Annotated in this window: 17 protein-coding genes and 1 pseudogene; 12 read left to right on the forward strand and 6 right to left on the reverse strand. The window is 43.8% G+C overall.

All coding sequences use genetic code 11. From position 1 onward, the window contains the following. Positions 1 to 136: 136 nt before the first annotated feature. The 7 genes from BXY_RS05835 (at position 137) to BXY_RS05865 (ending at position 12059) form a co-directional block, all read left to right on the forward strand. Positions 137 to 3499, forward strand: a complete 3363-nt coding sequence (locus BXY_RS05835; RefSeq protein WP_015531419.1) for a TonB-dependent receptor — start codon at positions 137 to 139, stop codon at positions 3497 to 3499. A 5-nt stretch (positions 3500 to 3504) separates the two neighbouring features. Continuing rightward, on the forward strand, positions 3505 to 5145 hold the full coding sequence (locus tag BXY_RS05840) for a SusD/RagB family nutrient-binding outer membrane lipoprotein (RefSeq protein WP_015531420.1): 1641 nt from the start codon (positions 3505 to 3507) through the stop codon (positions 5143 to 5145). Between the two features lie 25 nt (positions 5146 to 5170). Beyond that, on the forward strand, positions 5171 to 6073 hold the full coding sequence (locus BXY_RS05845) for a glycoside hydrolase family 18 (RefSeq protein WP_015531421.1): 903 nt from the start codon (positions 5171 to 5173) through the stop codon (positions 6071 to 6073). A gap of 12 nt (positions 6074 to 6085) precedes the next feature. Then, positions 6086 to 7381, forward strand: a complete 1296-nt coding sequence (locus BXY_RS05850; RefSeq protein ID WP_015531422.1) for a DUF1735 and LamG domain-containing protein — start codon at positions 6086 to 6088, stop codon at positions 7379 to 7381. A gap of 29 nt (positions 7382 to 7410) precedes the next feature. Further along, positions 7411 to 8967, forward strand: a complete 1557-nt coding sequence (locus tag BXY_RS05855) for a glycoside hydrolase family 18 protein (protein ID WP_195436359.1) — start codon at positions 7411 to 7413, stop codon at positions 8965 to 8967. A gap of 248 nt (positions 8968 to 9215) precedes the next feature. Next, the gene (locus tag BXY_RS05860) at positions 9216 to 9983 is read left to right on the forward strand and encodes a DNA-binding domain-containing protein (RefSeq protein WP_015531424.1); all 768 of its coding nucleotides are present in this window, start codon (positions 9216 to 9218) and stop codon (positions 9981 to 9983) included. A gap of 357 nt (positions 9984 to 10340) precedes the next feature. Continuing rightward, complete coding sequence (locus BXY_RS05865) at positions 10341 to 12059, forward strand: ATP-binding protein (RefSeq protein ID WP_015531425.1); 1719 nt, start codon at positions 10341 to 10343, stop codon at positions 12057 to 12059. Between the two features lie 47 nt (positions 12060 to 12106). On the opposite strand, the gene BXY_RS05870 is transcribed toward BXY_RS05865, so the two are convergent. After that, a complete protein-coding gene (locus BXY_RS05870) occupies positions 12107 to 13669 on the reverse strand; it encodes an ATP-binding protein (RefSeq protein ID WP_015531426.1) in 1563 nt (520 codons plus the stop codon). Between the two features lie 123 nt (positions 13670 to 13792). Here BXY_RS05870 and BXY_RS05875 point away from each other — a divergent pair, with 123 nt between their 5' ends. Both BXY_RS05875 and BXY_RS05880 read left to right on the forward strand, forming a co-directional pair. After that, positions 13793 to 15970, forward strand: a complete 2178-nt coding sequence (locus BXY_RS05875; RefSeq protein ID WP_015531427.1) for a DNA topoisomerase 3 — start codon at positions 13793 to 13795, stop codon at positions 15968 to 15970. A gap of 109 nt (positions 15971 to 16079) precedes the next feature. Continuing rightward, positions 16080 to 18116, forward strand: a complete 2037-nt coding sequence (locus BXY_RS05880) for a hypothetical protein (protein WP_015531428.1) — start codon at positions 16080 to 16082, stop codon at positions 18114 to 18116. Between the two features lie 27 nt (positions 18117 to 18143). On the opposite strand, the pseudogene BXY_RS23720 reads toward BXY_RS05880, so the two are convergent. Continuing rightward, positions 18144 to 18287 (reverse strand): annotated as a pseudogene (locus BXY_RS23720) (formylglycine-generating enzyme family protein); the annotation flags it as partial. Between the two features lie 181 nt (positions 18288 to 18468). Here BXY_RS23720 and BXY_RS05890 point away from each other — a divergent pair. Further along, positions 18469 to 19527: a linear amide C-N hydrolase gene (locus BXY_RS05890; protein WP_004313574.1), complete on the forward strand. Its 1059-nt coding sequence runs from the start codon at positions 18469 to 18471 to the stop codon at positions 19525 to 19527. Between the two features lie 113 nt (positions 19528 to 19640). On the opposite strand, the gene BXY_RS05895 is transcribed toward BXY_RS05890, so the two are convergent. Together BXY_RS05895 and aroC are read right to left on the reverse strand one after the other, a co-directional pair. Then, positions 19641 to 21005 (reverse strand): dipeptidase, encoded by a 1365-nt coding sequence (locus tag BXY_RS05895; protein ID WP_015531429.1) that lies wholly within the window; start codon positions 21003 to 21005, stop codon positions 19641 to 19643. Beyond that, a complete protein-coding gene (gene aroC, locus BXY_RS05900) occupies positions 21005 to 22081 on the reverse strand; it encodes a chorismate synthase (protein WP_008024813.1) in 1077 nt (358 codons plus the stop codon). The genes BXY_RS05895 and aroC overlap by 1 nt, the downstream gene beginning before the upstream one ends. A gap of 162 nt (positions 22082 to 22243) precedes the next feature. Here aroC and BXY_RS05905 point away from each other — a divergent pair, with 162 nt between their 5' ends. Then, complete coding sequence (locus tag BXY_RS05905; RefSeq protein ID WP_008024812.1) at positions 22244 to 22810, forward strand: calycin-like domain-containing protein; 567 nt, start codon at positions 22244 to 22246, stop codon at positions 22808 to 22810. A 94-nt stretch (positions 22811 to 22904) separates the two neighbouring features. On the opposite strand, the gene BXY_RS05910 is transcribed toward BXY_RS05905, so the two are convergent. Together BXY_RS05910 and BXY_RS05915 are read right to left on the reverse strand one after the other, a co-directional pair. Beyond that, positions 22905 to 23693 (reverse strand): porin family protein, encoded by a 789-nt coding sequence (locus BXY_RS05910; protein ID WP_015531431.1) that lies wholly within the window; start codon positions 23691 to 23693, stop codon positions 22905 to 22907. Between the two features lie 119 nt (positions 23694 to 23812). Beyond that, the gene (locus BXY_RS05915) at positions 23813 to 24898 is read right to left on the reverse strand and encodes a PCMD domain-containing protein (RefSeq protein WP_015531432.1); all 1086 of its coding nucleotides are present in this window, start codon (positions 24896 to 24898) and stop codon (positions 23813 to 23815) included. A 133-nt stretch (positions 24899 to 25031) separates the two neighbouring features. On the opposite strand from BXY_RS05915, the gene BXY_RS05920 reads away from it, so the two are divergent. Further along, a complete protein-coding gene (locus BXY_RS05920; RefSeq protein ID WP_015531433.1) occupies positions 25032 to 26318 on the forward strand; it encodes an L-cysteine desulfidase family protein in 1287 nt (428 codons plus the stop codon). Positions 26319 to 26334: the final 16 nt, after the last annotated feature.

Genomic DNA, 26334 nt, shown 5'->3' on the forward strand with positions numbered 1-26334 from the left:
GCCTATGCGGAAAAAATATCCGGGAGAAGCTGCAACCTTCCCCCGGATGTGAAATCGAAATTCTTACTATTAGCGTTAACCAGACGCTACTAAATTCGAGAATCTAACTTTATCTGTATAAACTAATACTAAGAAGATGCAGCAAATTTATGAATTTATAGCCAATAAGCAGGCAATCAGTCGAGTATTTATGCTTTTTTTGTGCTGTCTGCTCCTTTCTGCTCCTACTTTTGCTCAAAGTAGCAATGTCCGGATTACGATCCATAAGAAAAACATATCGGTCATCGAGGCATTGAAAGAGGTGGAAAAACAAACGAAACTGTCCGTTGGTTACAACGAGTCGCAGTTGAAAAACAAACCCTCCATCAATTTGGCGTTAGAAAAAGCCACGCTGGAGAGTTCTCTCAAAGAAATCCTTAGAAATACGGGATATACCTATCAGTTAAAAGGAAAATATGTAATCATCGTTCCACAGGAAAAACAAGAAGCGGAAGCAGCTTCTGTCAAACGTATCACCGGCCGTGTGCTGGATGATAACGGAGAGCCGTTAATTGGTGTCAATGTACATGTAGAGGGAACGAGTGTCGGTTCTATTACGGATATTGACGGTAATTTTATACTCGAAGCTCCTGTTGGAAGTGTGTTGAGTATCAGTTATGTAGGTTACACTCCACAGACGGTAAAAGTAACCGGACAGAATATATATAGCGTGCAACTGGCTTCGGATACAAAACTGTTGAGTGAAGTCGTTGTAACAGCACTTGGCATCAAACGCGAGCAGAAAGCATTGAGCTACAACGTACAGCAAGTAAAGTCCGACGAACTGACCCAGATTAAGGATGCTAATTTTGTAAACAGTCTGAATGGTAAAGTTGCGGGTGTTACTATCAATACGAGCTCTTCTGGTGTCGGTGGGGCAAGTAGAGTGGTGATGCGTGGAACAAAGTCTATTGAACAGAGTAGTAACGCTTTGTACGTGATTGACGGTATTCCGATGTATAATTTCGGTGGCGGAGGAGATACGGAATTTGGTTCAAAGGGAGCTACCGAGGCCATTGCTGATATTAATCCGGAAGATATAGAAAGTATTTCCGTACTGACTGGAGCGGCAGCTGCCGCCCTTTATGGTAGTAATGCGGCAAACGGTGCGATTGTGATTACTACAAAAAAAGGACAGGTAGGTAAGCTGCAAGTAGGTGTATCAAGTGGCATTGAATGGTTGAATGCTTTTAAGATGCCCGAGTTCCAGGGCCGTTATGGTACAGGTAGTAATGGTAAAGCGGGAAATTCCAATATTTATAGCTGGGGACCGAAGTTGAACTCGGCTGCTCAAACAGGATATGAACCCGATGATTTCTTTGATACGGGTGCGGTATATACAAATTCCGTTACGTTGTCTACCGGAACGGATAAAAATCAGACTTTCTTTTCTGCAGCTGCCGTCAACTCGGCAGGGATGGTTCCCAACAATAGGTATAACAGATATAATTTCACTTTCCGCAATACGACCAGTTTTTTGAATGACAAGATGAAACTGGATGTAAGTGCAAGCTATATTCTTCAGAACGACCGTAATATGACCAATCAGGGGCAGTACTCCAATCCGTTGGTTTCTGCTTATCTTTTTCCTCGCGGGGATGATTTCTCTATAGTGAAGAATTTCGAGCGTTGGGATGAAGCCCGGAAAATTAGCGTACAGTTTTGGCCGCAGGGCGAAGGTGACCTTCGTATGCAGAATCCTTATTGGATTGCTTACCGTAATCTCCGTCTTAACAATAAGAAACGCTATATGGCTTCAGCAGGTTTGAGTTACCAGATTCTTGACTGGCTGAATGTGGCAGGGCGTGTCCGCATCGACAATACTCATAGCGAATATGAAGGCAAGCTTTATGCAAGCAGTAGCAACACGCTGACTGACGGTAGTTCACAAGGCCATTATACAGTAAACAACGGACAATATTCGCAGACTTATGCCGATGTGTTGGTGAATATTAATAAACGTATTCAGGATTTTACGATTGTAGCCAATATCGGTGCCAGTTATAGTGGAGTGACTAGTAAGGAATTGGGCTATGCGGGGCCTATACGAGAAACAGGTATTCCTAATCTGTTCAATGTTTACGACCTTGACAACGCAAAAAAACGTGCTACGCAGGTGGGTTGGCGCGAAGCGACCGAATCTATTTTTGCCAGTGCCGAAGTAGGGTGGAAAAGTATGCTTTATCTCACCGTTACAGGACGTAACGACTGGGCTTCGCAGCTGACACATTCTCCGCAGGCTTCATTCTTCTATCCTTCCGTAGGGCTTTCGGCTGTCATCACTGAAATGTTGAAACTGCCTGATTGGGTGGATTATCTTAAAGTACGCGGATCGTTCAGTTCCGTAGGTAATCCTTATCCTCGTTTTCTTACCTATCCTACTTACTCGTATGATGCCAATAAGCAGGACTGGAAATCGCAGACGAATTATCCCATTGGTAAACTATACCCCGAGCGTACTGACTCATGGGAAGTAGGTCTGGATGCAACCCTGTTTAAAGATTTCAAATTGAGCGGATCTTTCTATTACGCCAATACTTATAATCAGACATTCGATCCTCGGCTTCCTGTATCATCGGGATATGACAAACTGTATGTACAGACCGGATATGTACGCAACTATGGTTTCGAGGCTATGTTGTCTTATGGACATCGTTGGGGAGATTTCAGTTGGGACAGCAGCTTTACTTTCTCGGCCAACAAGAATGAAATCGTTGAACTGGTGAAGGATTATGTTCACCCGGAGACGGGAAAAACTTACAACGTCGATAAACTGGAACTCAAAACCGATGAAGGCCGCGGATTCGGAAAGGCGAAATTTATCCTGAAGGAAGGTGGTACGCTGGGCGATCTTTATACCCATGCCGATTTGAAGCGTGATATTAACGGTAATGTCCTGATTGACGATAGCGGCAATGTGACAGCCATCGACAATGCCGGTGACATAAAGTTGGGAAGCGTACTTCCTAAGGCAAATTTAGCCTGGAATAATAGCTTCTCTTATAAAGGTATCAATGCCGGTTTCTTGTTGACAGCCCGTTTGGGCGGAATCGTTTATTCGGCAACACAGGCTTATCTTGATCTTTATGGAGTATCTGAAACATCTGCTGCCGCGCGTGATGCCGGAGGAGTATGGATAAATGGCCGTAGCCGCGTGAATCCGCAAAGCTTCTATGAAGTGGTAGCATCGCAGAGCGGATTGCCTACCTACTATACTTATAGTGCTACCAACCTGCGTCTGCAGGAGGCACATATCGGTTACACCGTTCCGCGCCGCTGGCTGGGCAATGTTTGTGATATCAATGTATCCCTTGTGGGGAGAAATCTCTGGATGATCTACTGTAAAGCTCCTTTCGATCCTGAAGCAGTAGCTACTACGAACAACTATTATCAGGGAATCGACTACTTCATGATGCCGAGTACCCGGAATATAGGATTTAACATAAAGATTAACTTCTAAATACTATGATGGACATGAAACGAATATATAACATTCTTCTGATAATGATCCTTTCATTATTTCTGCTTCCGTTGGGCGGTTGTTTCGACAGCGACATCAACCGGAGTATGTATGAAGCGGACGGAGAAGAAATGCAGCGTGAGAATCATATTGTAGGTGCTACGCTCAAAGGAATGCAGGGATTGGTGATTCCTACACGTGAACACCTTTACCAGTTTATGGATGCCATGGCAGGAGGAGCATACGGTGGTTATCTGGAAGGAATTGTAGACACTTGGGTGATGAAATTCTCTACTTTCAATCCCGAACAGGGATGGCTCAAATCCCCGTTTGCCGATCCGATTAAAGACATGTACCCGCAGTACCGCGATATGATGAACAAGACGGATGACCCTGTGGCATTAGCTTTCGGTAAAATTCTCCGGGTGTGTATCATGCATCGTGTGACGGACATTTACGGTCCGATTCCTTATTCGAAGATGATGGATAATGATAATTCGGGTGAAGACCTGGCTGTCCCTTACGATTCGCAGGAGCAGGTATATACACAGATGCTGAAAGAACTGGAAGAAGCGGATAAAGTGTTGGAGGAAAACAAAGACCTGTCGTCCGAGGCTTTCCGCAAACTGGAAGACTTGTATTACGGAAACATTTCCAAATGGCGTAAGTTTGTACATTCCATGCAACTTCGCATTGCCATGCGTATGAGCTATGTCAATCCTACCGAGGCGCAACGTATTGCGCAGAAGGCTGTGGAAGCGGGAGTGATTGAATCGAATGAGGACAACGCCATGCTTCATGTGGCGGAGAACCGTTCGGAGTTGCTGTTTAATAACTGGAATGACTACCGTATCAGTGCCGATTTAGTTTCTATTATGAAAGGTTATGAAGATCCGCGTTTGGATAAGATGTTTGTCAAAGGTGTGCAGACAGTCGATCAGGATGGCGAGAAAGTCGATGTATACGATTATTACGGTGTACGTATCGGCATATTTACCCAGAAGAAAGACGACATGATTAATCTTTACTCAAAGCAGGTGATTTCCAGCACCGACCCTTATCTCTGGATGAATGCGGCGGAGGTGACTTTCCTTCGTGCCGAGGGCGCGTTGCGTGGTTGGAGTATGGGAGGCGATGCGCAGGCATTGTATGAAAAGGCTATTGCCCTTTCATTCGAAGAGCGTGGCGGAGCCACCGGAGCAGACCAATATGTGAAGGATGCGGAGAAAAAGCCTATAGACTATGTGAACCCGATGGACGGGGCTGATATTAAGTATAGCCATCCGGCGGTAAGTACCATTACGATTGCCTGGGAACCTGGAGCGGAGTATTTCGAACGGAACCTGGAGCGTATCATTACTCAAAAATGGATTGCAATATTTCCGCTGGGGCTGGAAGCATGGGCGGAACATCGTCGTACGGGCTATCCGAAATTGTTGCCTGCCGTGGAGAATAAAGACCCCAATAATAGTGTGAATGTAACAATCGGTCCCCGTCGTTTGCCTTTCCCGGCCGATGAATATACAGGGAATCCGAAATACATTGATCAAGCTGTAGAAATGCTGAATGGTCCCGATGCCGCAGGAACTAAACTTTGGTGGGATAAGAAAGACCATTCCATTGAGAATAGTCAATCCTCAAACTAGAACGAACCTTTAAATCAATGAGATTATGAAATATAAATCAATCTTTAAGTTATGCCTACTGACTACTTTCTTGTCGGTTGCCACCATCAGTTGCGACGACTGGACGGAAATGGAAATACATGATAGTCAGGTGAATGGGTTTAAGGAACAGAATCCGCAAGAATATGCGGTATATACGCAGAATCTTCGTGCATATAAGGCAACGAAACATGCTGTCGTTTATGCCCGGTTGGATAATGCTCCGGAAGTATCTACTAGTGAGAAGGATTTTCTCCGTGCGTTGCCGGATAGTATCGATATAGTGACGATGCGTAATGCCGACCGTCTGTCCGAATATGACCGGGAAGATATGAAGTTGGTGCGTGAGGATTATGGGACGAAAGTGCTTTACTATATAGATTGCACGGCTAAAGATAAATTGAATACCTCTATAACCTCTGCTGTTGAGACAGTGCGTGCGGGGACATTTGACGGGATTGCCCTCGGTTCGGAAGGCTCTGCGGTAGACGTCTCGGCGTTAAAGCCGCTGCTGGATGCTTTGGGACAGACACCGTGTCTGTTAGTTTTTGAGGGTACTCCTTCCTTGTTGCCGGAAGCGCAGCGCAGCCTTTTCAACTATTTCGTACTCGATATTTCCGGTGCATCCGATGAATATGATATAGAAACCTCCGTATTCTATGCCACCGGATATGGCAAGGCCGCTCCGGATCGCCTGCTGTTGGCTGTCACTCCTGACGGTACATTGACCGACTATAACGGAGTGACGCGCAATGCCATCGCCGGAGCTGCTTACGGTGCTCTCAATATGGAAACACCATTGGGAGGTATTGCTATTTACAATATCTCTGCCGATTACTACGATACTGATATTATTTATAAACAGACCCGTGGAGGTATTCAATTCCTGAATCCTGCTTCGGCTCACTAAACGATGTAAGCTATGAGAATACATAAACTTTATCAGTGCTTTGCAACCGCAGTTTTGCTACTTCTGCCGGTTGCCTGTGATAATACGGATTACAGCGAAAAGTCACCGTTTGACAATTCGGCGTATCTGAATATAGCTGCTAGTAAGAATACAGAAACTTTCACTTTTAATCGGAAGGTGACAAGCCAGACAAAACTTTTTACAGTGAAGTTGTCTTATCCTTCGGGGGATGATGTGAAGGTCAGCTTGAAGGTAGACGCTTCGTTGACTAGTGAATATAATGCAAAGAACGACACGCATTATGAAGTGCTGCCTGAAACATATTATCAGCTATTGAAAACAGAAGTGGTAATTCCTGCCGGAAAGACCACTTCTGAAGAAGTAGGCATTAAATTCTCCAAACTCGATGAGTTGGAGATTGACGTTACTTACCTCTGCCCGCTTTCCATTGGAGGAGCCGATGGAGTGGGAGTAATGGACGGTTCGCGCACGATGTATTATTTGGTACGCCGTTCCAGTGCCATTACTACGGCAATGAACTTGAAGAATGTCTATGTCACTGTTCCGGGATTTGATAAAGGAAGTCCGACGTCAGATGTGGTGAATAACTTGAGTGCAGTAACAATGGAAGCTATTATACGGGTGAACAGCTTCCAGCAAGAAATATCCTCTATAATGGGCATTGAACAGTATTTTCTGATGCGTATTGGGGATAAGGATTTTCCGAACCGACAGTTACAAACACAGACTACGTTTGGTAAATTTCCGGAAATCAGTAACCAGAAATTACTATTGGCAGGTGAGTGGTATCATGTGGCATTGACATGGGACATAGCTACTGCTACTATTGCTTTCTATGTAAACGGACAATTACAAAGTATAAGTACCAGCCATGGCAAAAGTGACTTGACTAGCATCAGTTTGGGAGATAAGTTACCTGATGATGAATTTGGGAATGGGGGTGATTTTAACTTCTATTTTGGGCGTTCTTATGGAGAGTCGCACGATATAAGCCGCCAGTTTGATGGTGAAATATGTGAAGCTCGCATTTGGAAGGTAGCCCGTACACAAGAACAGATTTATCAGAATATGTATGAAATCTCTAACCCGACAACCGAACCTGCTTTGTGTGCTTATTGGAAGTTCGACGAAGGGACAGGCACTGTAGTGGAAGACCGAACCGGGCATGGGAACGATGCGAAGGTAGTATCTTACTGGAAAGGTAGTGACCATCTCGAAATGTACAGTAAAACCGATGCGGATTTGTGGCCGAGCGGAATCGAAGTACCGAAAGTGAATCAGGAATAAGTGTGTAGAACTTTTTAAATAATTTATATATGAAACGAATAATACGAAATATATCTTTGTGTGCGTTGCTGGCAGTGGCAATGGGAGCCTGCGAGGAAGAGGCTGCATTGGTGAACCCAAGCGTTGCGCATGACAAATCTACACAGTCACCGGAAGAAGTTGTTGAAGCCGCTTCCTTGCAAAGTGCTTCAGCACCGGGAAGTGGACTTATCTTCCGTGACTTTGTGGTACAGACAGGTGATGAACTATATGTAGAATTGGCGAAACCGGCAGAGCACGACATGACTTTTACCATAGGTTTGGATATTCCCTTTAGTGACGAAGAGAAGAAGGCTTTGGTAGCAAAGTATTATAATATATTTATATTAGGAGCGATAGAAGAACCGGGAGATAAACTAACTATTACCAACGAAGGAAAAGTGACGATAGCTAAAGGCGAACGGAAATCGACACAGATAAGCTTTGCTCTATCAAGAATGACTGTTGATGCTTCAATGGCTGGGTCTCAATATCTGTTACCATTGGTAGCGATGGACGAGGATGGCAATCAATATAAGCTTTTCTATTATATCACGGAACGAGATGAGGAATATCAGGATAGAACTAAAAAGGATTATAAGGTAGTAGCGTATATTGATACGGAAATGATAAATCCTTTGATAGCTGACAAAACTACTACTAAACTGGAGTATCTGAGATCTCGTAGAGACAGAGAAACGATTTATGAAAATGTACCTCTTGTTGATATTGTAAACGTGCGCAAAGCCCTTTTGGGATATGATGCTTCTTCTCGGAGAGTAATTTTGAAGTATACACCGGATATGGAATATGTGCTGAAGCACAATGTTCAGTACATTCAACCGTTGAGGCGGAATGGTCTGAAAGTGTGTCTTTCTATCGAAGGAGGTGGAACGGGAATAGGCTTCGCTAATTTGACAGATCCTCAAATAATTGATTTTGTGGCTCAAGTTAAGGTGGCTGTAGAACTGTTTCAGTTGGATGGTATTCATTTGCGTGATGAGGGAGCCGGATATGACAAGGCCGAAGCACCGGCTATCAATGAAACTTCGTATCCGAAATTAATCAAGGCTCTGCGTGAAGCAATGCCGGATATAATGCTCACTCTTGCAGATGATGGCGGTACTACAGCTACAATGAATAAAGAACAAGAGGGCATTGTAGTGGGCGATTATATTGACTTGGCTTGGAATGTAATCTGGGATTCTCCGGTTAATCCTTGGGCGGATGGTTCGGAACGCAAACCTATAGCGGGGATGACGAAAGAACGTTATGGTGGGATTGCGCTTTATATTAAAAGACGGACAACTCAAGAAGACTATGAATTTATGGAAGAACTGCAGGACAAAGCTAGGATAATTACTCTAGACGAAGGACTTGGAAAAGTTGCAGTCGTAGAAAACATTCCTTATAGGCAGTATGATGTAGAAACGATGGTTGTTGATGGATTTCAGAATCTTTTGATGTGCTTCCATGACAATAATGATGGGAATTATCCTAAATATATTGCAAATGTACAAGAAGCATTGGTTGTGACGCAATATTATGCTTTTCGCAAAGACTGGTAGGGTTGTAAAATAAGGAAGAGGCTGCTCTGCAAGTCTGATAAGCGTATCATTCTGCCATTCAGAATGTAGTGAAGAATCTCTTGTTTGTATATTCGAAAGAGTAGATTCTTCGCTTCGCTCTGAATGGCAGAGCAAAATGATAGCAAGCAGTACCTTTTCGGACTGCCTCAATCCGGTAAACTTTTTATTGATATTCTTTATTTTTTCGTTTAATAATATTCATAAAACCAAGTAGAAACAACATCATTATGAAGAATGTATTGAAAATCTGGTTAGTCGACAACACTGTAACCGTCGACAACAAAGACGATAAGATCGGTCAGCTCGAATCGTCCGGTAATCTCTCGTTGCAGGACATACTCGATGAGATGCACAAGGAAGACACCGGGCTCCGTCCCGAAACCATCGAGCACGTCGTGAAGCTCTACAACCGTGTTGTGAGCGATCTCATCCTTAGCGGATATAGTGTCAACACCGGTCTTTACCACGCCGTAGCGCAACTCCGCGGTGTTATCGATGGCGGAAAATGGAATCCCGAAAAGAACTCCGTCTACGTCTCCTTCACCCAAGACAAAGAACTGCGTGAAGCTATCGCCCAAACCTCTATCAGTATTTTGGGCGAACGCCAAAGCGTGATGTACGTTGCCGGATTCTCACCTGCCACTGCTACTGCAGGCCGTCCGTTCACGGTCAATGGCCGTATGTTGAAAATTGCAGGTACGGATTCTTCCGTCGGCATCACTATCACCAACAGCAAAGAGCAAACCACACCTATCGACCTCAATATGTTGGCCGTCAACAACCCGTCACAACTCACATTCATTGTTCCTGCCGGTCTGGCTGATGGCGAATATACCCTCACCGTCACTACGCAGTATGCAGGAAGCACGCTCCTGAAGACACCCCGAACCGCTATCGCTACTTTCTATGTCGGCACGAAACCCGATGCAGGAGGCGGCTCCGGTTCCGGTGGTGGCGAAGGCGGAGGAGGAGAGGCTCCCGATCCTGCGGCATAAAATGTTCTCTTGGAGGCTGTGTCAAAACTCTTATAAACAAAAAGTCACCCTCGCTACAATTATCTGTGGCGAGGGTGACTTCGTAGAAAGGAGAGTTTTGACACATCCCCTTATGCAGAGAGGCTGCATAGCTCTATACACGCATCATGTATAGAGTTGTGCAGCCTTCGTGTATAGGGTTATACATGATAAGTGCATAACTTTGATCTTTTTCTCTGTTTTGTCCTCTTTTTCATCAAAGACTTATGTATATAGCCATAATTGAGCTTGGTATTTATTTATCTTTTTCGCATTATCTTTTTTATGGTACTAATTTATTAGTACTTTTGTCTTTACCGAAAGAAAAGATCAACGATTATGGCAAGAATAACGATTCCATACGCAGTGGCCGACTTCGCAGAAATGCGTGAACGTGGCTTTTATTATGTTGATAAGACAAATTACATTCCGGGGCTTGAAGACTATAATGCTCCCATCTTTCTCCGTCCCCGTCGTTTCGGGAAAAGTCTGCTCATCTCCATGTTGGCCCACTACTACGACCGTACGAAAGCGAATCGTTTTGAAGAACTTTTTGGCGGCACCTGGATTGGCGAACATCCTACGGAAGAACATAATCAATATTTGGTGATTCGTTATGACTTCTCGGCTATGGTGATGGCGAATGATATGGAAGGGGTGGTACAGAACTTCAATGACCTGAATTGTGGACCCGTGGAAGTTACGGTAGAACATAACCGAGACCTGTTTGGTGATTTTCAGTTTACAACTCGAGGAAATGCTGTGCAGATGTTGGAGGAACTTTTGGGTTATATCAGCTCACATGGATTGCCTAAAGCATATATATTGATTGACGAATACGATAACTTCACCAATCAACTGCTTACTTCCTATAATGACTCACTTTATGAGGAAGTAACCACTAGTGATAGTTTTCTTCGCACCTTTTTTAAAGTTATCAAAGCGGGTATCGGCGAAGGCACGATTCGCACTTGTTTCTGCACAGGCGTATTGCCTGTCATCATGGACGACCTGACCAGCGGGTACAACATTGCGGAAATCCTCACATTCAAACCCGTTTTTTTGAATATGCTCGGTTTCACCTATGAAGAAACGAAAACATACTTGCGCTATGTACTTGATAAATATGCTCCCGGTGCAAGCGAAGAACGTTTCGAGGAAATCTGGCAGCTTATTGTGAACAACTACGACGGTTATCGTTTTAGCCCTGTCGGTGAACGTCTTTTTAACTCCACTATCTTAACTTATTTTTTTAAGAAATTTGCCACTAATGCCGGAAGTATTCCCTCCGAACTGATCGATGAGAACCTGCGTACGGACATCAACTGGATTCGCCGCCTGACTCTTTCGCAGGACAACGCCAAAGAGATGCTCGATGCCCTGGTGATAGACGGTGAATTGTCATACAACGTCAGAGATCTGTCCGGCAAATTTAACAAGAAGAAATTCTTCGAGAAAGAATTCTATCCGGTCAGCCTGTTCTATTTAGGCATGACAACCTTGAAGAGTGCTTACCGCATGGTACTTCCTAACATGACCATGCGCAGCATCTACATGGATTATTACAACCAACTGAACAAGATTGAAGGTAACGCCAGCCGTTACGTCCCGGTTTATGAACTGTATGATTCCAACCGTAGTCTCGAACCCCTTGTTCAAAACTATTTTGAACAATACTTGGGACAATTCCCCGCACAGGTCTTTGATAAGATTAATGAGAACTTTATCCGTTGTTCTTTCTACGAACTTGTTTCCCGTTATTTGAGTAGTTGCTATACCTTTGCCATCGAGCAGAACAACTCCGTAGGCCGTTCGGATTTCGAAATGACCGGCATCCCCGGTACGGATTATTATACGGACGACCGCGTGGTGGAATTCAAATACTATCATGCCAAAGACGCCGACCGAATGCTGGCCCTAACCAAACCGCTGCCCGAACACGTGGAGCAAGTGAAAGGTTATGCCGCAGATACGAAAAGGAAATTCCCCAATTACCATGTTCGTTCGTACATTGTGTATATCTGTGCCAACAAAGGGTGGAAGTGTTGGGAGGTTTAGTCTGAATCATTTGTAGATAAATATGAGGAAGAAGTAATTATACTCTCTTATTCCTCGGGTAGCCATCGACTGACATTTCGTGTGTCAGTACTGAATTCTACTCCAACCTTTTTGACTTCCCGTTCATCTACCTGATAAGGGATAAGATACCCTTTATCTTCGATTTGCTGTAATGCTTGCTCGGCTGTGCCATTCAGTTTGAATTCGAATACATAAATATACTTCGGTGTTTTGACAACTGCATCAGCCCGTCCTTTTGCACTGCGTACTTCTGCTTGTGTGAACTGTCCCATGAGTTTGAATATCAGATAGAAGACAGTCTGGTAATGCCGTTCTGTCTGGTCATTCAGTTCGTAAGGTATATCGGCAAAGAAGGCTTGAAGGCGGGTTAGAAAGGCATTGATATTGCCACTTTCCAACTCATGGACAAATTTGCCAATATAGAAATCTTGCTCATTATCGGGAATATTAGAGTAGAATGGCAGAAGGAAATTCATAAAGCCATATCTCACTTCATCATTGGGAAAAGCAAGTTGATAAGTCTTGAAACGAGGGTCGTATTCTTTAATCGTCAGATACCCACTTTGATAAATCAGCGGAATAGGATTCCTGCTTTCTACCCGGTACTCGTTGAATGACGCTGCGTTTGCTTCCACTCCGTCAATGAGCGTTCGCAGGTCATAGTTACTATCCATCAGCATCTTGACAAGGAAAGTAGGAGTGCCTGTCTGAAACCAGTAATTCTCAAATTTATATCCGTCGAACACATTTAATACACTGAACGGATTGAACATGCCTTCTGCATATTCACAGAAATGATACCCGTCGTAAAGTGAGGTCATCTTATGGATTGTATCTTCTGGTGTCATCCGGTTGTATGAGGCCAGCTTATCCAATTCCGGAGTGAATGTATCTATCAGTTCCTGCTTGGTAATGCCGCAAATGGTGGCATAAGGCGGTTTCATGCTGATATCATTCAGTTGATTCAAATCACTGAATACACTGACTTGTGAGAATTTGGTAACACCTGTCAGAAATACGAAACGCAGATAGCGGTCAGCACTTTTCAATACTCCATAGAATGCTTTTAGCATTTTGCGGTATTCTTCAAACAAGGGCAGATTATCCAGAGCTTGCAAAAGAGGTTTGTCATATTCGTCTACTAATACGACTACTTGCTTTCCGGTTTGCACACATGCGCGTTCTATAATATAGGCGAATCGTTCTTCCGGTTGTCGATCTTGCTTTTCGGTTCCGTAGATTGCTTCCCATTTTTCCAGATGTTGGTTGAGCATCGCTATCAGATCTGCCGGAGAATCATACTTGCGTGCATTCAAGTCAATATGAAAAACCGGATAGACTTGCCAGTCAACTTCCATTTGTGAGATGGCTAGTCCTTCGAATAAGTCCTTGCGTCCCAGAAAGTAAGCCTCGAAAGTGGAAATCAGCAGGCTTTTTCCGAAACGTCGGGGACGGCTAAGGAAATAGGGGATGCTTGTGGACACCATTTTTCCGACAAGGGCGGTTTTATCTACATACAGATAATTTCCTTTGCGGATTTTCTCGAAAGTTTGTATTCCGATGGGCAATTTGCGGTTTAAATCAATCATACTTGTTCTTTGTTATAAGAATTCTACTCTTGCAAAGGTAACATATTTTGTGGGATATTGTTCTTTTAGAGAAATATTCGTGTAACTTTGCAAACTGATAGTCTAAAAACAAGAAGAGAAAAAATGATAGTTTGCATAGCCGAAAAGCCGTCTGTAGCACGTGATATAGCCGAAGTACTCGGCGCTCATACCAGAAAAGAAGGATATATAGAAGGAAACGGATACCAGGTGACCTGGACATTCGGGCATCTTTGTACCTTGAAGGAGCCACATGAATACACCCCTAACTGGAAATCATGGAGCTTGAGCAGTCTGCCGATGATTCCGCCACGTTTCGGTATCAAGCTGATTGGACATGACCCGGGTATTGAGAAGCAGTTTCATGTGATAGAGTGGCTGATGCAGAATGCGGATGAAATCATCAACTGCGGTGATGCCGGGCAGGAGGGAGAATTGATTCAGCGCTGGGTGATGCAAAAAGCTGGCGCACGCTGTCCGGTGAAGCGCCTGTGGATTTCTTCGTTGACGGAAGAAGCTATTCGTGAAGGATTCTCGAAACTGAAAGACCAAGCTGAATTTCAATCACTCTACGAAGCCGGTCTTTCCCGTGCGATGGGTGACTGGCTGTTGGGAATGAACGCTACCCGTCTTTATACCCTCAAATACGGTCAAAACAAACAGGTGCTCTCTATCGGTCGTGTACAGACACCGACGCTGGCATTGATTGTCAACCGTCAATTGGAGATAGCCAATTTTGAACCCAAACAATATTGGGAACTGAAAACAAACTATCGTAATACCACTTTTTCTGCACTCATTCGCAAAAGTGATGAAGAAATTGCCGCGGAAGAGGAAAAGAACGGCGGAAAAAAGAAAATAGATAACCCGGGCATCGACCCTATTGCCAACCGGGAAGAAGGCGAAGCATTGGTAGAACGTATGAAAGACCTACCTTTTGTAGTCACCAATGTCGGCAAGAAAGACGGAAAGGAATACGCTCCACGTTTGTTCGATTTGACTTCCCTTCAGGTAGAATGTAACAAGAAATTCGCTTATTCGGCCGATGAAACACTGAAACTGATCCAGTCTCTTTATGAGAAGAAAGTGGCTACCTATCCGCGTGTGGATACCACTTTCTTGAGCGATGATATTTATCCGAAATGTCCTGCTATCCTGAAAGGACTCCGTGATTACGAAGTCTTGACAGCTCCGTTAGCTGGCACTACACTTCTTAAATCAAAAAAGGTATTTGACAACTCGAAAGTGACGGATCACCATGCCATTATCCCAACCGGAGTCTATGCTCAAAACTTGACGGATATGGAACGTCGTGTCTACGACTTGATAGCCCGTCGTTTTATAGCCGTGTTCTATCCGGACTGTAAAATTTCTACTACCACCGTGATGGGAGAAGTGGACAAGATAGAGTTTCGGGTAACCGGAAAACAAATTCTGGAACCGGGATGGCGTGTCGTGTTTGCCAAGGAAGTAAAAGACCCTACTGAAGAAAAAGAGGAAGAGGATGAAAATGTACTTCCTGCTTTTGTGAAGGGTGAAAGTGGTCCTCATATTCCGGACCTGAATGAAAAATGGACACAGCCGCCCAGACCTTATACTGAAGCAACCTTGCTTCGTGCAATGGAAACAGCCGGAAAACTGGTGGACAATGATGAACTTCGCGATGCCTTGAAAGAGAATGGTATCGGCCGTCCGTCTACCCGTGCTGCAATCATTGAGACGTTGTTCAAGCGAAATTATATCCGTAAGGAAAGAAAGAACCTGATTGCCACCCCGACAGGAGTGGAGTTGGTGCAGCTTATTCACGAAGAATTATTGAAATCGGCAGAATTGACAGGTATTTGGGAAAAGAAGTTGCGTGAGATTGAAAAGAAAACATACGATGCCCGCCAGTTCCTCGAAGAACTAAAGCAGATGGTTTCAGAGATCGTAATGAGTGTACTTTCTGATAATACGAATCGACGCATAACTATTCAGGACGCAGTTGCTGCAAAAGCCGAAGAGAAAGAAAAGAAAGAACCTAAAAAGCGTGAACGAAAACCGAGTACGCCGAAAGAAAAGAAACCAAAAGCGGAAAAAACGACGAATGAAGTGAAGACTGATTCGCCCGGTTCTCCTGCTCCGGTGGCCATGGCAGCTTCAACTCCTTCTGCGGCAGGTGAGGTAGATGCGTTTGTAGGTCAACCCTGTCCACTTTGTGGTAAAGGAACCATCATTAAAGGGAAGACTGCTTACGGGTGTTCGGAATGGAGAAATGGATGTACTTTCCGGAAGAATTTCTAATTTTCTGCACAGTAACGAGGTTAAGTGTATGGCTGAAATAGTTTAGTGGAAAACTACTTGATTTATAGAAAAATACATTATATTTGTACATAAATCTATATGGACTACTATGAACCGTTTTGCAAACTACTACAAGAAGATATTCTCGCAAGAGTATATAGATCGCACCATTTCGGGCGGTATCAAGTCACAGCTCACCTTGCTACTCGTTACCATTGCTACGGCGCTGGCTATCTTTTTTATTATCGCGATGCTCTTTTCCATCCAATTGCATGGACACGAGGAATGGGGAGAAAGGCTCTGGGCAGTGTACAACAACTTTGTCGATCCCGGTAACCAAATAGAAGAGACTGCCTGGCCTAACAGGATATTAGTGGGACTTATCAGCATTTCGGGATCCGTTTTACTGGGCGGTGTGCTCATCTCTACCATCTCTAATATTATAGAGCGGCGTGTAGGAGTGGTATACGCGGGGCGAATGACCTACCGTAATATAAAAAATCATTATGTACTGATCGGATTCAACGAATTGTCTATCAATATGATACGTGAACTGTGTGACGAATGTCCTTCGGCACGTATTTTGCTGATGAGCGGTATGGAGTCGGCAACGGTGCGGCATCGTATACAGTCGGCCCTGCCTGTTGAAGTTGAGCGACAAGTGCTTGTTTACTTTGGCAACATTGAGTCGATCGAAGAACTTCAGCGGTTGAACATAGGGAATGCTATTGAAGTATATGTGCTGGGTGATGAAGAACGTTACGGGCGCGATGCTAAAAATATAGCTATTATGCACTTGGTAAGTACTCTGCGTGGTAAATGTTCTGATGGTAAGATGATGCCTGTGTATGTACAGTTTGATAGCATCCCTTCGTATTCTAACATACAGAAAATGAATCTGCCGCCCGAAGTCTTTTGTATAGAAGGCAAGCCTAATATTTTCTTTCGGCCCTTTAATCTCCATGAAAACTTGGCCCGGCAGCTATGGAGCCTTTATGGAGCTGATTGTGAAAGACGTTATGATCCGCTGGATTATCGCCCCATAAGCATTACACAACAACCTGATGGAAGTTGGAGCGCTACCAGTCAAGACTATGTGCATCTGGTTATCGTGGGATTCAACCGAGTGGGACGCTCGCTGCTACTCGAAGCATTGCGTATCTGCCATTATGCCAATTATGATGACCGCCTGCCTGCGGATGAACGTATACGTACCCGCATCACTTTAGTGGATCGCGAGATGGAGGCACAGAAAGATTACTTCAAAGCTCAATTCCCCTATATAGAGAGTCAAATAGATGATATTGAGGTGGAATATTGCCATGACGACATTTGCAGTACTGCTATGCGTACCCGCCTGCAGCAGTGGGCACAAAATAAGCATTGTATGCTTACAGTGGCCATTTGTGTGCATGATCCTGATTTGAGTCTTTCATTAGGACTCAACTTACCACATGAAGTTTATCAGTATCAGTGTCGTGTGCTAATCCGTCAGGAGTTTAATAATGATTTGTCGTCGATGGTGGACGACGAGAAGGGACGCTATCGCTATGTCAAGGTGTTTGGTATGGTAGATAGGGGAATAAAGAAAAACATTTTGCAAGATAAACTGGCTTTGTATGTGAACTACTTATATGATTGTTGTTATGCTGATGAAAGCCTCAAACAAAAAGAGGTATTGAAGAAGATGTATGAATCCTATGGAAACCACTCTGCCGACTTTATTTTAATGAATCATCAAGCCCAGTATCTGTGGAATAAACTAAGCGAACCACTACGTTGGGCTAATCGCTATCAGCTGGATGCTTATAGTGTGTTTTGTCGCACACTGGGCTATGGCATCAGACGGAGTGACCGCTCACCGACACACATATCCGAATCTATGTTCAATGAAGATCTGCCAGCTCAAGTTTTGTATCTGTTAGTACGCATGGAGAAGTACCGATGGAATGCCGAGCGTACGGTGGCCGGCTGGAGACGTGCTAAGGTGAAGGATAAGGTATTTTTGCAACATCCTCTTATTATGCCTTTCAGCGAATTACTACAAAAGTATCCCGAGGAGGTAGAGAAGGATGCTGATGTAATTTATAATCTGCCCTACATACTGGCATTGGGAGGATATGAGCTTTATAGATTGGCCGATTAATAAGCCGACTTAACATTTATACATAAGTTAGAGAGACACTACTAACCGCAACCCGTAATCAATATCCCACCGTTGTGGGGTCACTCCATAACGGCTGGTGACTTTACAGTATTTCTCGAAGGTGTAATAACTGCCTCCGCGTAATACTTTATGCATATCCTTTTCATTTATTTAATATCTATCGCTAGAAATGAGTTCTGCGATGATAACTATCATGCGTCGAAAACCAAAAACTTCCTCATTCACTGAATAAATTCTTTTTTTTCATTAAAATCATCTTTCTTGTAGGCAATAATCGTGGCATATTTGTTATTTATAAAATGAGAGTATCAATTATTTAAATAGAAAGAATATGAAGAAAAGATTAGTAGGAGTTGCATTGGTGTTGGCTGCCGTCTCTTTGGGGAGTATACAGCCTGTGGAAGCATGTACGCGTGCAGTATACATAGGTCCTGATCAGATGGTGATAACGGGGCGTACCATGGACTGGAAAGAAGATATCATGACGAATATCTATGTGTTTCCACGTGGTATTCAGCGTGCGGGACATAACAAGGATAAAACGGTGAACTGGACTGCCAAATACGGAAGTGTAATTGCCACAGGATATGATATTGGTACTTGCGATGGAATGAACGAGAAAGGATTGGTGGCGAGTCTGCTTTTCTTACCGGAATCTATTTACTCTCTTCCCGGTGATACCCGTCCGGCAATGGGAATCAGCATTTGGACACAGTATGTGCTTGATAACTTTGCTACGGTACGCGAAGCCGTGGATGAACTGAAAAAAGAGACTTTCCGGATTGATGCTCCCCGTATGCCGAATGGGGGACCGGAATCTACCTTGCATCTGGCTATAACCGATGAAACTGGGAATACGGCTGTATTGGAATATTTGGATGGAAAATTAAGTATTCACGAAGGGAAAGAATACCGGGTGATGACAAATTCTCCCCGATATGACTATCAATTGGCTATTAATGATTATTGGAAAGAAATTGGTGGCTTACAGATGCTACCGGGAACAAATCGTGCGAGTGACCGCTTTGTCAGGGCTTCTTTCTACATTCATGCCATTCCGCAAACTGCTGATGCAAAAATTGCAGTTCCCAGTGTATTGAGTGTGATGCGTAATGTTTCCGTGCCATTTGGTATTAATACGCCGGAAAAGCCTTATATTTCTTCTACCCGTTGGCGTTCCGTTTCCGATCAGAAGAATAAAGTGTATTATTTCGAATCTACTTTGACACCAAATATGTTTTGGCTGGACCTGAAGAAAATAGATTTTAGTCCGAAAGCAGGGATTAAGAAATTGTCTCTGGCAAAGGGAGAGATTTATGCAGGTGATGCAGTGAAGGATTTGAAAGACAGTCAATCGTTTACTTTCCTTTTCCAGACTCCGGTTATGTAATTTGTTGGTATCTGTAAATATATAAAAAGAGCGGTGGACGGGTTTGTAATCATACACTTGTCCATCGCTCTTTTTTATATACCGTTTGTAATTAGACTTTTTGTCTGTCCGCTTTATCGTCTGGCATACTCCTGATGAAATTCAATGACTGCCTCTATCCCTTTACGGAAAATATCCAGTGAAAAGTTTTCGTTTGGTGAATGGATGGCGTCTGATTCCAAACCGAATCCCATCAATACAGTTTTGATTCCCAAGACTTGTTCAAAAGTAGAAATGATAGGAATACTACCACCACGGCGTACTGCCAGCGGTTTCTTTCCGAAAGCAATTTCAAAGCCTTTTTCGGCAGCCTGATAAGCAGAAAGCGAAATCGGGCATACGTATCCTTGTCCTCCATGCATTGGAGTCACTTTCACCTGAACAGTTTCCGGAGCAATGCTTGAAATATACTCTGCAAACATCTGCGAAATCTTATGATGATCCTGATGCGGAACTAATCGGCAGGAAACTTTGGCATACGCCTTTGAAGGAAGTACGGTTTTAGAACCTTCTCCCGTATATCCGCCCCAAATGCCACATACGTCAAAAGACGGACGACAGCTGTTACGTTCTAATGTGCTGTATCCTTTTTCTCCGAAAAGCTCTTTTACGCCGATTGCTTCTTTGTATTTCTTTTCGTCAAAAGGAATATGCGCAATCATTTCCCGTTCGGCTTGCGGAACTTCTTCCACATCGTCATAGAATCCGGGAACGGTAATCCGTCCGTCAGCATCCGTCACCTTGCTGATAATCTGGCAAAGTGTGTTGATGGGATTAGCCACCGCACCGCCGAAATGTCCGGAGTGTAAATCACGGTTCGGCCCAGTCACTTCTATTTCCCAATAAGCCAGTCCGCGAAGACCGGTTGTTAAAGACGGAAGTTCAGCTCCCAGCATACTCGTATCTGAGACAAGGATGACATCTGCCTTCAGCAACTCTTTGTGCTCTTCGCAGAAAGCTTCCAGGCTGGGTGAGCCTATTTCTTCTTCACCTTCGAAGATGAATTTTACATTATTCTTCAGCAATCCGTTTTTGACGAGATACTCGAACGCTTTCACCTGGATGAATGATTGTCCTTTGTCGTCATCTGCTCCACGCGCCCAGATATATCCGTTCCGTATTTCCGGTTCAAATGGTTGGCTCTTCCAAAGTTCCAGCGGTTCGGCCGGCATTACATCGTAATGAGCATAAACCAATACGGTCTTTGCGTCCGGGTCGACCATCTTTTGAGCGAAAACAATCGGATTGCCCTTTGAGGGCATCACCAATGCTTCGTCTGCTCCAGCTTCAAGTAACAACTGCGCCCAGCGTTCTGCACAAGCCAGCATATCATCGTGATGCTCCGGCAGAGCACTGATACTGGGGATACGGATGAGACTGAACAGGTCATTCATCATTTTCGGTTCGTGCGCTATTATGTATTTCTGAATTTCGTTCATTACAGTTGCGTTGTTTTATCCAGTAAGTAATAATCAAGTATAGTCATGGCGGCCATTGCTTCTACGATAGGCACGGCACGGGGCAGTACACAAGCGTCATGGCGTCCGCGTGCTTTCAGGGTGGTGTCGATTCCATCAATGTTGACGGTTTCCTGTTCCATCAGCAATGTTGCAATCGGTTTGAATACTACACGGAAATAAATATCCTGACCATTACTCAATCCTCCCTGAATACCTCCGGAGTGGTTGGTATGTGTCTCGATGCGTCCATTGTTATTATAGAAAACATCGTTCTGTTCGGAACCTTTCATTTTCAGCCCCTTGAATCCTTCGCCGTATTCGAATGCTTTGGCAGCATTGATGCTTAACATGGCGTTGCCCAAGGCAGCATGGAGTTTGCCGAAAACAGGTTGTCCAAGTCCGATGGGGCATCCTTTGATGACGCAGGTCAGTGTGCCACCGATGGTGTCGCCTTCTCCTTTCACCTTATATATAAGGTCTGCCATTTCTTTTGCTTTTTCCGGGTCCGGACAACGTACATCGTTTGTTTCTATCAAATCGAGGTCGTAATCCGAGTAAGTACCCTCCAATTTGATAGGACCTACCTGTGAAGTATAGGCAGTGATATTGATACCCAGTTGACGAAGTGCTAACTTAGCCAATGCACCGGCTACTACGCGCGAAATCGTTTCGCGTGCGGAAGAACGTCCGCCGCCACGGTGGTCACGGATTCCGTACTTCACTGTGTACGTGTAATCAGCGTGTGAAGGACGATATACATTTTTCAGATTGTTGTAGTCATTGGAGTGTTGGTTTTCATTCCAAACGATAAAACCAATAGGGCATCCGGTGGATTTCCCCTCAAAAATGCCTGAAAGAAACTCAACTTTATCAGCTTCTTTACGTGCAGTGGTAAGAATGGATTGTCCCGGACGGCGGCGATTAAGTTCTTGTTGTACAAATTCTTCGTCGATGACAATTCCTGCCGGAAATCCGTCAATCACTCCTCCAACTCCTTTTCCATGAGACTCACCGAAACTTGTGAGCCGAAAGATATTGCCAAATGAATTAAACATAGTTGTGGCTTTTTTAAAATTACTATATGCAAATATAACAAAGTTTTCGATAAGAAAGTCGTGAACTCGAAATATCTTCGAAAAAGGAAGCATATTGAACCTTTTTTCTTCTTTTTAGTTTATAAGGGACGAAATTTATTATAATAACTAAACCAAAGACGTATGAAAAAGAATCTATTGTATTTATTGGCATTGGTCTGCTCTCTTACTTTCTTCGCTGCTTGTAGCAGTGACGATGACGACAGTGATAACAAGAATAATGGGAATCCTCCTGAAGAGGAAGCTGCGATAACGGCTCCGGATGTAGTCGGAACGTATTGGGGAAATCTGGATATATCCATGATACCGGATGGTTCTGACCAGGAAATTGTCATAGGAGATGGAATAGAGAAGTTTATCACTCTCTCGCAGGTCAGCAATACGGAGGTGAAGATTGAACTGAAGGAGTTTGAACTGTTTATTAACCAACAGATCCTGAAATTTGGAGATATTGTTGTTGATAAGTGTGAAGTGAAGAAGGGAGAAGGGGTGTCTACGTTCACCGGACAGCAAGACCTTACGTTTGAGGGAAATGCCGCTGCTTTGGGTACCTGTCCTGTAACTGTTACGGGAACGGTAGAAGATGGAAATGCAGACATGACCATTAACGTGAAAGTGCCTACATTGCAACAGACTGTAAAAGTGACCTATTCCGGAGTGAAACAGGTGGCGGAGTCTGGTGGAAATTAATTCCTTATTCACCACAGATTACACAGATTAACACAGATTGATTTATAAGTCATAGACTATCAATATAAATAATCTGTGTAATCTGTGGTGAGACTTAAAATGCGTACCCAAAACCTATATTCAAATAGATGGGATACATTGCAAAAGTGATTGTATTAAAATCGCTTTTAAATATATCGTTCAATCCCCAGGTGAGATCAGCATATACATTGAGGTGTTTGAAAGCTCGCCATCCGGCTCCCGCCTGTAATCCCCACTGGAAATGTCTCAAGTCATCCGAGAAATCGTAGGTTGCAATTTTGTCGTCGGTAAATTCTACTTTCGGACCGGTGGGATCATCTTCCCGCAAATATCCCTCGTACACATGACCTGAAAATTCTCTTGAAAGCAGATACGAGAAATAAGGTCCGGCTTTGATGTTCCATCGGTTACTTAGTTTGTAGGTAGCCATTAGAGGTATAGTCAGTCCGGCGGTATGTACTTTGGTTTTCACTCCGCCCGTCCATACTCCGCTGATTCTTTCACCTCCTTGTCCGAGAATTTCCATATTGTAATTTTTTACGGTGGCTTCGGTGGTCATTGCTTTGTTTTCGAGCCGGAGTCCGACTATGATTCCGAGTTTGTTCTGAACGGCAATCCATTTGGTTACTTCGCCCCCTATGCTGATGGCTAGTGTCGGGTTATATCCGTCAATCGAACGGATTTCTACCGGAAGGGGAAGCGGGGCTGTGCCGCCAATGCTGAAACCTGCTTTAATCTCATATTCCAGTCCGTGAAGGGCGGAACGGATCAGTGTTTCATTTCGGTCTACCTGTGAATAGCCGGGGAGAGCTATTCCTATACAGGCTAGTAAACTGAATATATACGGATAGATTTTTATCATTATGATTGTTATAAAGTTATTTAATTCCGTTTGTTTGATAATGTGTACGTTTTGTATGAGTACATTGTTTGAGCGCATTATCAGCGTATTGCTATGGAAAATTCTTCTTCGAAATTCCGCTAATTTTCCGAGCGATAGATTAACTCTGCCTCGTCGATCAGTAATGTACTTCCGATTGCTCCGTTAAAATGATCTCCTTCCAGGCTTGAGGTGAACACGATGGCTATATTATATTTCCCATCCCTTAGCTTCTCCTTATCTATGAATTTTCCGGGGAGAGTGATGAAAGGAAGTTTAAAGTAAGTCCATTCGTTCGTTTCTTTGGCATTATTAATCCGTGCTGTTGAAATCAGGTTCGGACTGGTGAATGCATTCGTTCCGTCGAGAGTAGGAACAGATTCGCTGGTTTCGTACATGATGGCATATATGTCACAGATATCCCGTTTCCCGTTCACAGGTTTTCCTCCTTCTGTAAACTGATCTCCTGCTTTGTATTTATAATAACCAGCCAGATAAGTGGGTACATGCCGGAAAGGGAGGCCGAATTTAGTTGCTTTCAGAGGATTGCTCATAGCGTTATTCACATCGAAAGAGCCGATAAACAGATTTCCTGCCGCAATAGGCATTCCTGCTAGCTGACCGAAGAATCCGGTACTGCGTGTCACTAAGGAGAGGCATTTGCCGGCTTTTCCGTCTGTTATTTGGAAAGTGGGATAATCATCGGCTGTTTTAGCTACTCCGGTCATGGCATAACCCGCATTTCCGCTGGCCCATTCCATGACGACCTTATCTCCTTCGCGTTCCACAAATATATAGTACTTCTTTCCGCCCAGTGTATCTTCGAAATTATAGTTCGTGGCAAGTTCCGTGTCGATCACTGATACGGTATACATTTTCTTCCAAACACCATCGGCAGCTGTGACAGTATATTCCTGTGGGGTATTGAAGTTTCGTTCCGTGCCGCTAAGCGGACTGATCGCAGCTCCCGGAGTCAGTGTAAATTCAGGCTTGAGTTCTGAAATATCAGTTCCCGGACCAACAAAGATAGTTATGGAATTATTGTTAATAATAGGACTGGTTGTCATGGCTACTCCCGGTAGTATACAACTTAATATGTCTGCTTCTGCATTGAGAGCTTCTTCGCGGATACATGAAGAGGAAACAATAGCTAGTAGCAAATAAACAACTATGTGTTTTGCTTTCATTTTTCTATCAATTCTTTCTGTTAAAGTTTGGTGTATGGGAGGTTTTATAACAATATGAGATTTTATTTGTTCATTATAGAATGTTGGAAAAGAAAGAATTTCCTATTTTTGTGGAACCAAAACTTATAAGTCCATGACTGAATCAGAAAGAAGGCAAATTATAGAATTGATTAAGAAGGAGGTCATTCCGGCTATCGGATGTACGGAACCTATCGCAGTAGCGCTTTGTGTAGCTAAAGCTGCCGAAACACTGGGAGCGAAACCGGAAAAGATAGAAGTCCTGTTAAGTGCTAATATATTAAAGAATGCCATGGGAGTCGGAATACCGGGAACGGGTATGGTCGGGCTTCCCATAGCGGTTGCTTTGGGTGCGTTGATTGGCAAATCAGATTATCAGTTGGAGGTATTGAGGGATTGTACGCCGGAAGCGGTGGAGCAGGGAAAACAATTCATCGCAGAAAAACGGATTTGTATTTCTCTAAAAGAAGATATTACGGAAAAGCTGTATATCGAAGTGATTTGTAAAACGGAAGATAAAACGGCTAAAGCCATCATTGCCGGTGGACATACTACCTTTATATATATAGCCAAAAATGAACAAACGTTGCTCGACAAGCAACAGACAGTCAGCGAGGAAGAGGAAGAGGCTTCGCCCGAACTAAACTTGCGTAAAGTATATGACTTTGCACTGACTGCTCCGCTGGATGAAATCCGTTTCATCCTTGACACAGCCCGTTTGAACAAAGCTGCTGCCGAGCAAGCCTTTAAAGGTAACTACGGACATTCTTTAGGGAAAATGCTTCGGGGAACTTATGAGCATAAAGTGATGGGGGATAGCGTGTTTTCTCATATCCTTTCTTATACGTCGGCTGCCTGTGACGCCCGTATGGCCGGTGCTATGATTCCTGTAATGAGTAATTCCGGCAGTGGTAATCAGGGGATATCCGCTACACTTCCTGTCGTTGTCTTTGCAGAAGAAAACGGAAAAAGTGAAGAAGAACAGATCCGTGCTTTAATGCTAAGCCATCTCACTGTTATATATATCAAACAAAGTTTGGGACGTCTGTCTGCTTTGTGTGGTTGTGTGGTAGCTGCCACAGGTTCCAGTTGTGGAATCACCTGGTTAATGGGAGGAAACTACAATCAAGTTGCCTTCGCTGTTCAAAACATGATTGCCAATTTGACAGGAATGATTTGTGACGGTGCAAAACCGAGTTGTGCCTTGAAGGTAACCACCGGAGTTTCGACAGCCGTACTGTCTGCCATGATGGCAATGGAAGACCGTTGTGTGACTTCCGTAGAAGGAATTATAGATGAAGATGTAGACCAAAGTATCCGTAACCTGACAAGAATCGGCTCGCAAGCCATGAACGAAACGGATAAAATGGTACTTGACATCATGACGCACAAAGGATGCTGATTTTAAGTATTAGGTA

This window comes from Bacteroides xylanisolvens XB1A, assembly GCF_000210075.1.
In the GTDB taxonomy this organism is placed as follows: Bacteria; Bacteroidota; Bacteroidia; order Bacteroidales; family Bacteroidaceae; genus Bacteroides; species Bacteroides xylanisolvens.

Excerpts from the sequence above, each read along its gene's own strand:
- aroC (WP_008024813.1), bottom strand. The coding sequence starts at position 22,081 with ATGTTTAATTCATTTGGCAATATCTTTCGGCTCACAAGTTTCGGTGAG.
- BXY_RS05895 (WP_015531429.1), bottom strand. The coding sequence starts at position 21,005 with ATGAACGAAATTCAGAAATACATAATAGCGCACGAACCGAAAATGATG.
- BXY_RS05840 (WP_015531420.1), top strand. The coding sequence starts at position 3,505 with ATGATGGACATGAAACGAATATATAACATTCTTCTGATAATGATCCTT.
- BXY_RS05870 (WP_015531426.1), bottom strand. The coding sequence starts at position 13,669 with ATGATTGATTTAAACCGCAAATTGCCCATCGGAATACAAACTTTCGAG.
- BXY_RS05845 (WP_015531421.1), top strand. The coding sequence starts at position 5,171 with ATGAAATATAAATCAATCTTTAAGTTATGCCTACTGACTACTTTCTTG.
- BXY_RS05880 (WP_015531428.1), top strand. The coding sequence starts at position 16,080 with ATGAACCGTTTTGCAAACTACTACAAGAAGATATTCTCGCAAGAGTAT.
- BXY_RS05915 (WP_015531432.1), bottom strand. The coding sequence starts at position 24,898 with ATGAAAGCAAAACACATAGTTGTTTATTTGCTACTAGCTATTGTTTCC.
- BXY_RS05890 (WP_004313574.1), top strand. The coding sequence starts at position 18,469 with ATGAAGAAAAGATTAGTAGGAGTTGCATTGGTGTTGGCTGCCGTCTCT.
- BXY_RS05875 (WP_015531427.1), top strand. The coding sequence starts at position 13,793 with ATGATAGTTTGCATAGCCGAAAAGCCGTCTGTAGCACGTGATATAGCC.
- BXY_RS05855 (WP_195436359.1), top strand. The coding sequence starts at position 7,411 with ATGAAACGAATAATACGAAATATATCTTTGTGTGCGTTGCTGGCAGTG.
- BXY_RS05905 (WP_008024812.1), top strand. The coding sequence starts at position 22,244 with ATGAAAAAGAATCTATTGTATTTATTGGCATTGGTCTGCTCTCTTACT.
- BXY_RS05865 (WP_015531425.1), top strand. The coding sequence starts at position 10,341 with ATGGCAAGAATAACGATTCCATACGCAGTGGCCGACTTCGCAGAAATG.
- BXY_RS05835 (WP_015531419.1), top strand. The coding sequence starts at position 137 with ATGCAGCAAATTTATGAATTTATAGCCAATAAGCAGGCAATCAGTCGA.
- BXY_RS05910 (WP_015531431.1), bottom strand. The coding sequence starts at position 23,693 with ATGATAAAAATCTATCCGTATATATTCAGTTTACTAGCCTGTATAGGA.
- BXY_RS05860 (WP_015531424.1), top strand. The coding sequence starts at position 9,216 with ATGAAGAATGTATTGAAAATCTGGTTAGTCGACAACACTGTAACCGTC.
- BXY_RS05850 (WP_015531422.1), top strand. The coding sequence starts at position 6,086 with ATGAGAATACATAAACTTTATCAGTGCTTTGCAACCGCAGTTTTGCTA.
- BXY_RS05920 (WP_015531433.1), top strand. The coding sequence starts at position 25,032 with ATGACTGAATCAGAAAGAAGGCAAATTATAGAATTGATTAAGAAGGAG.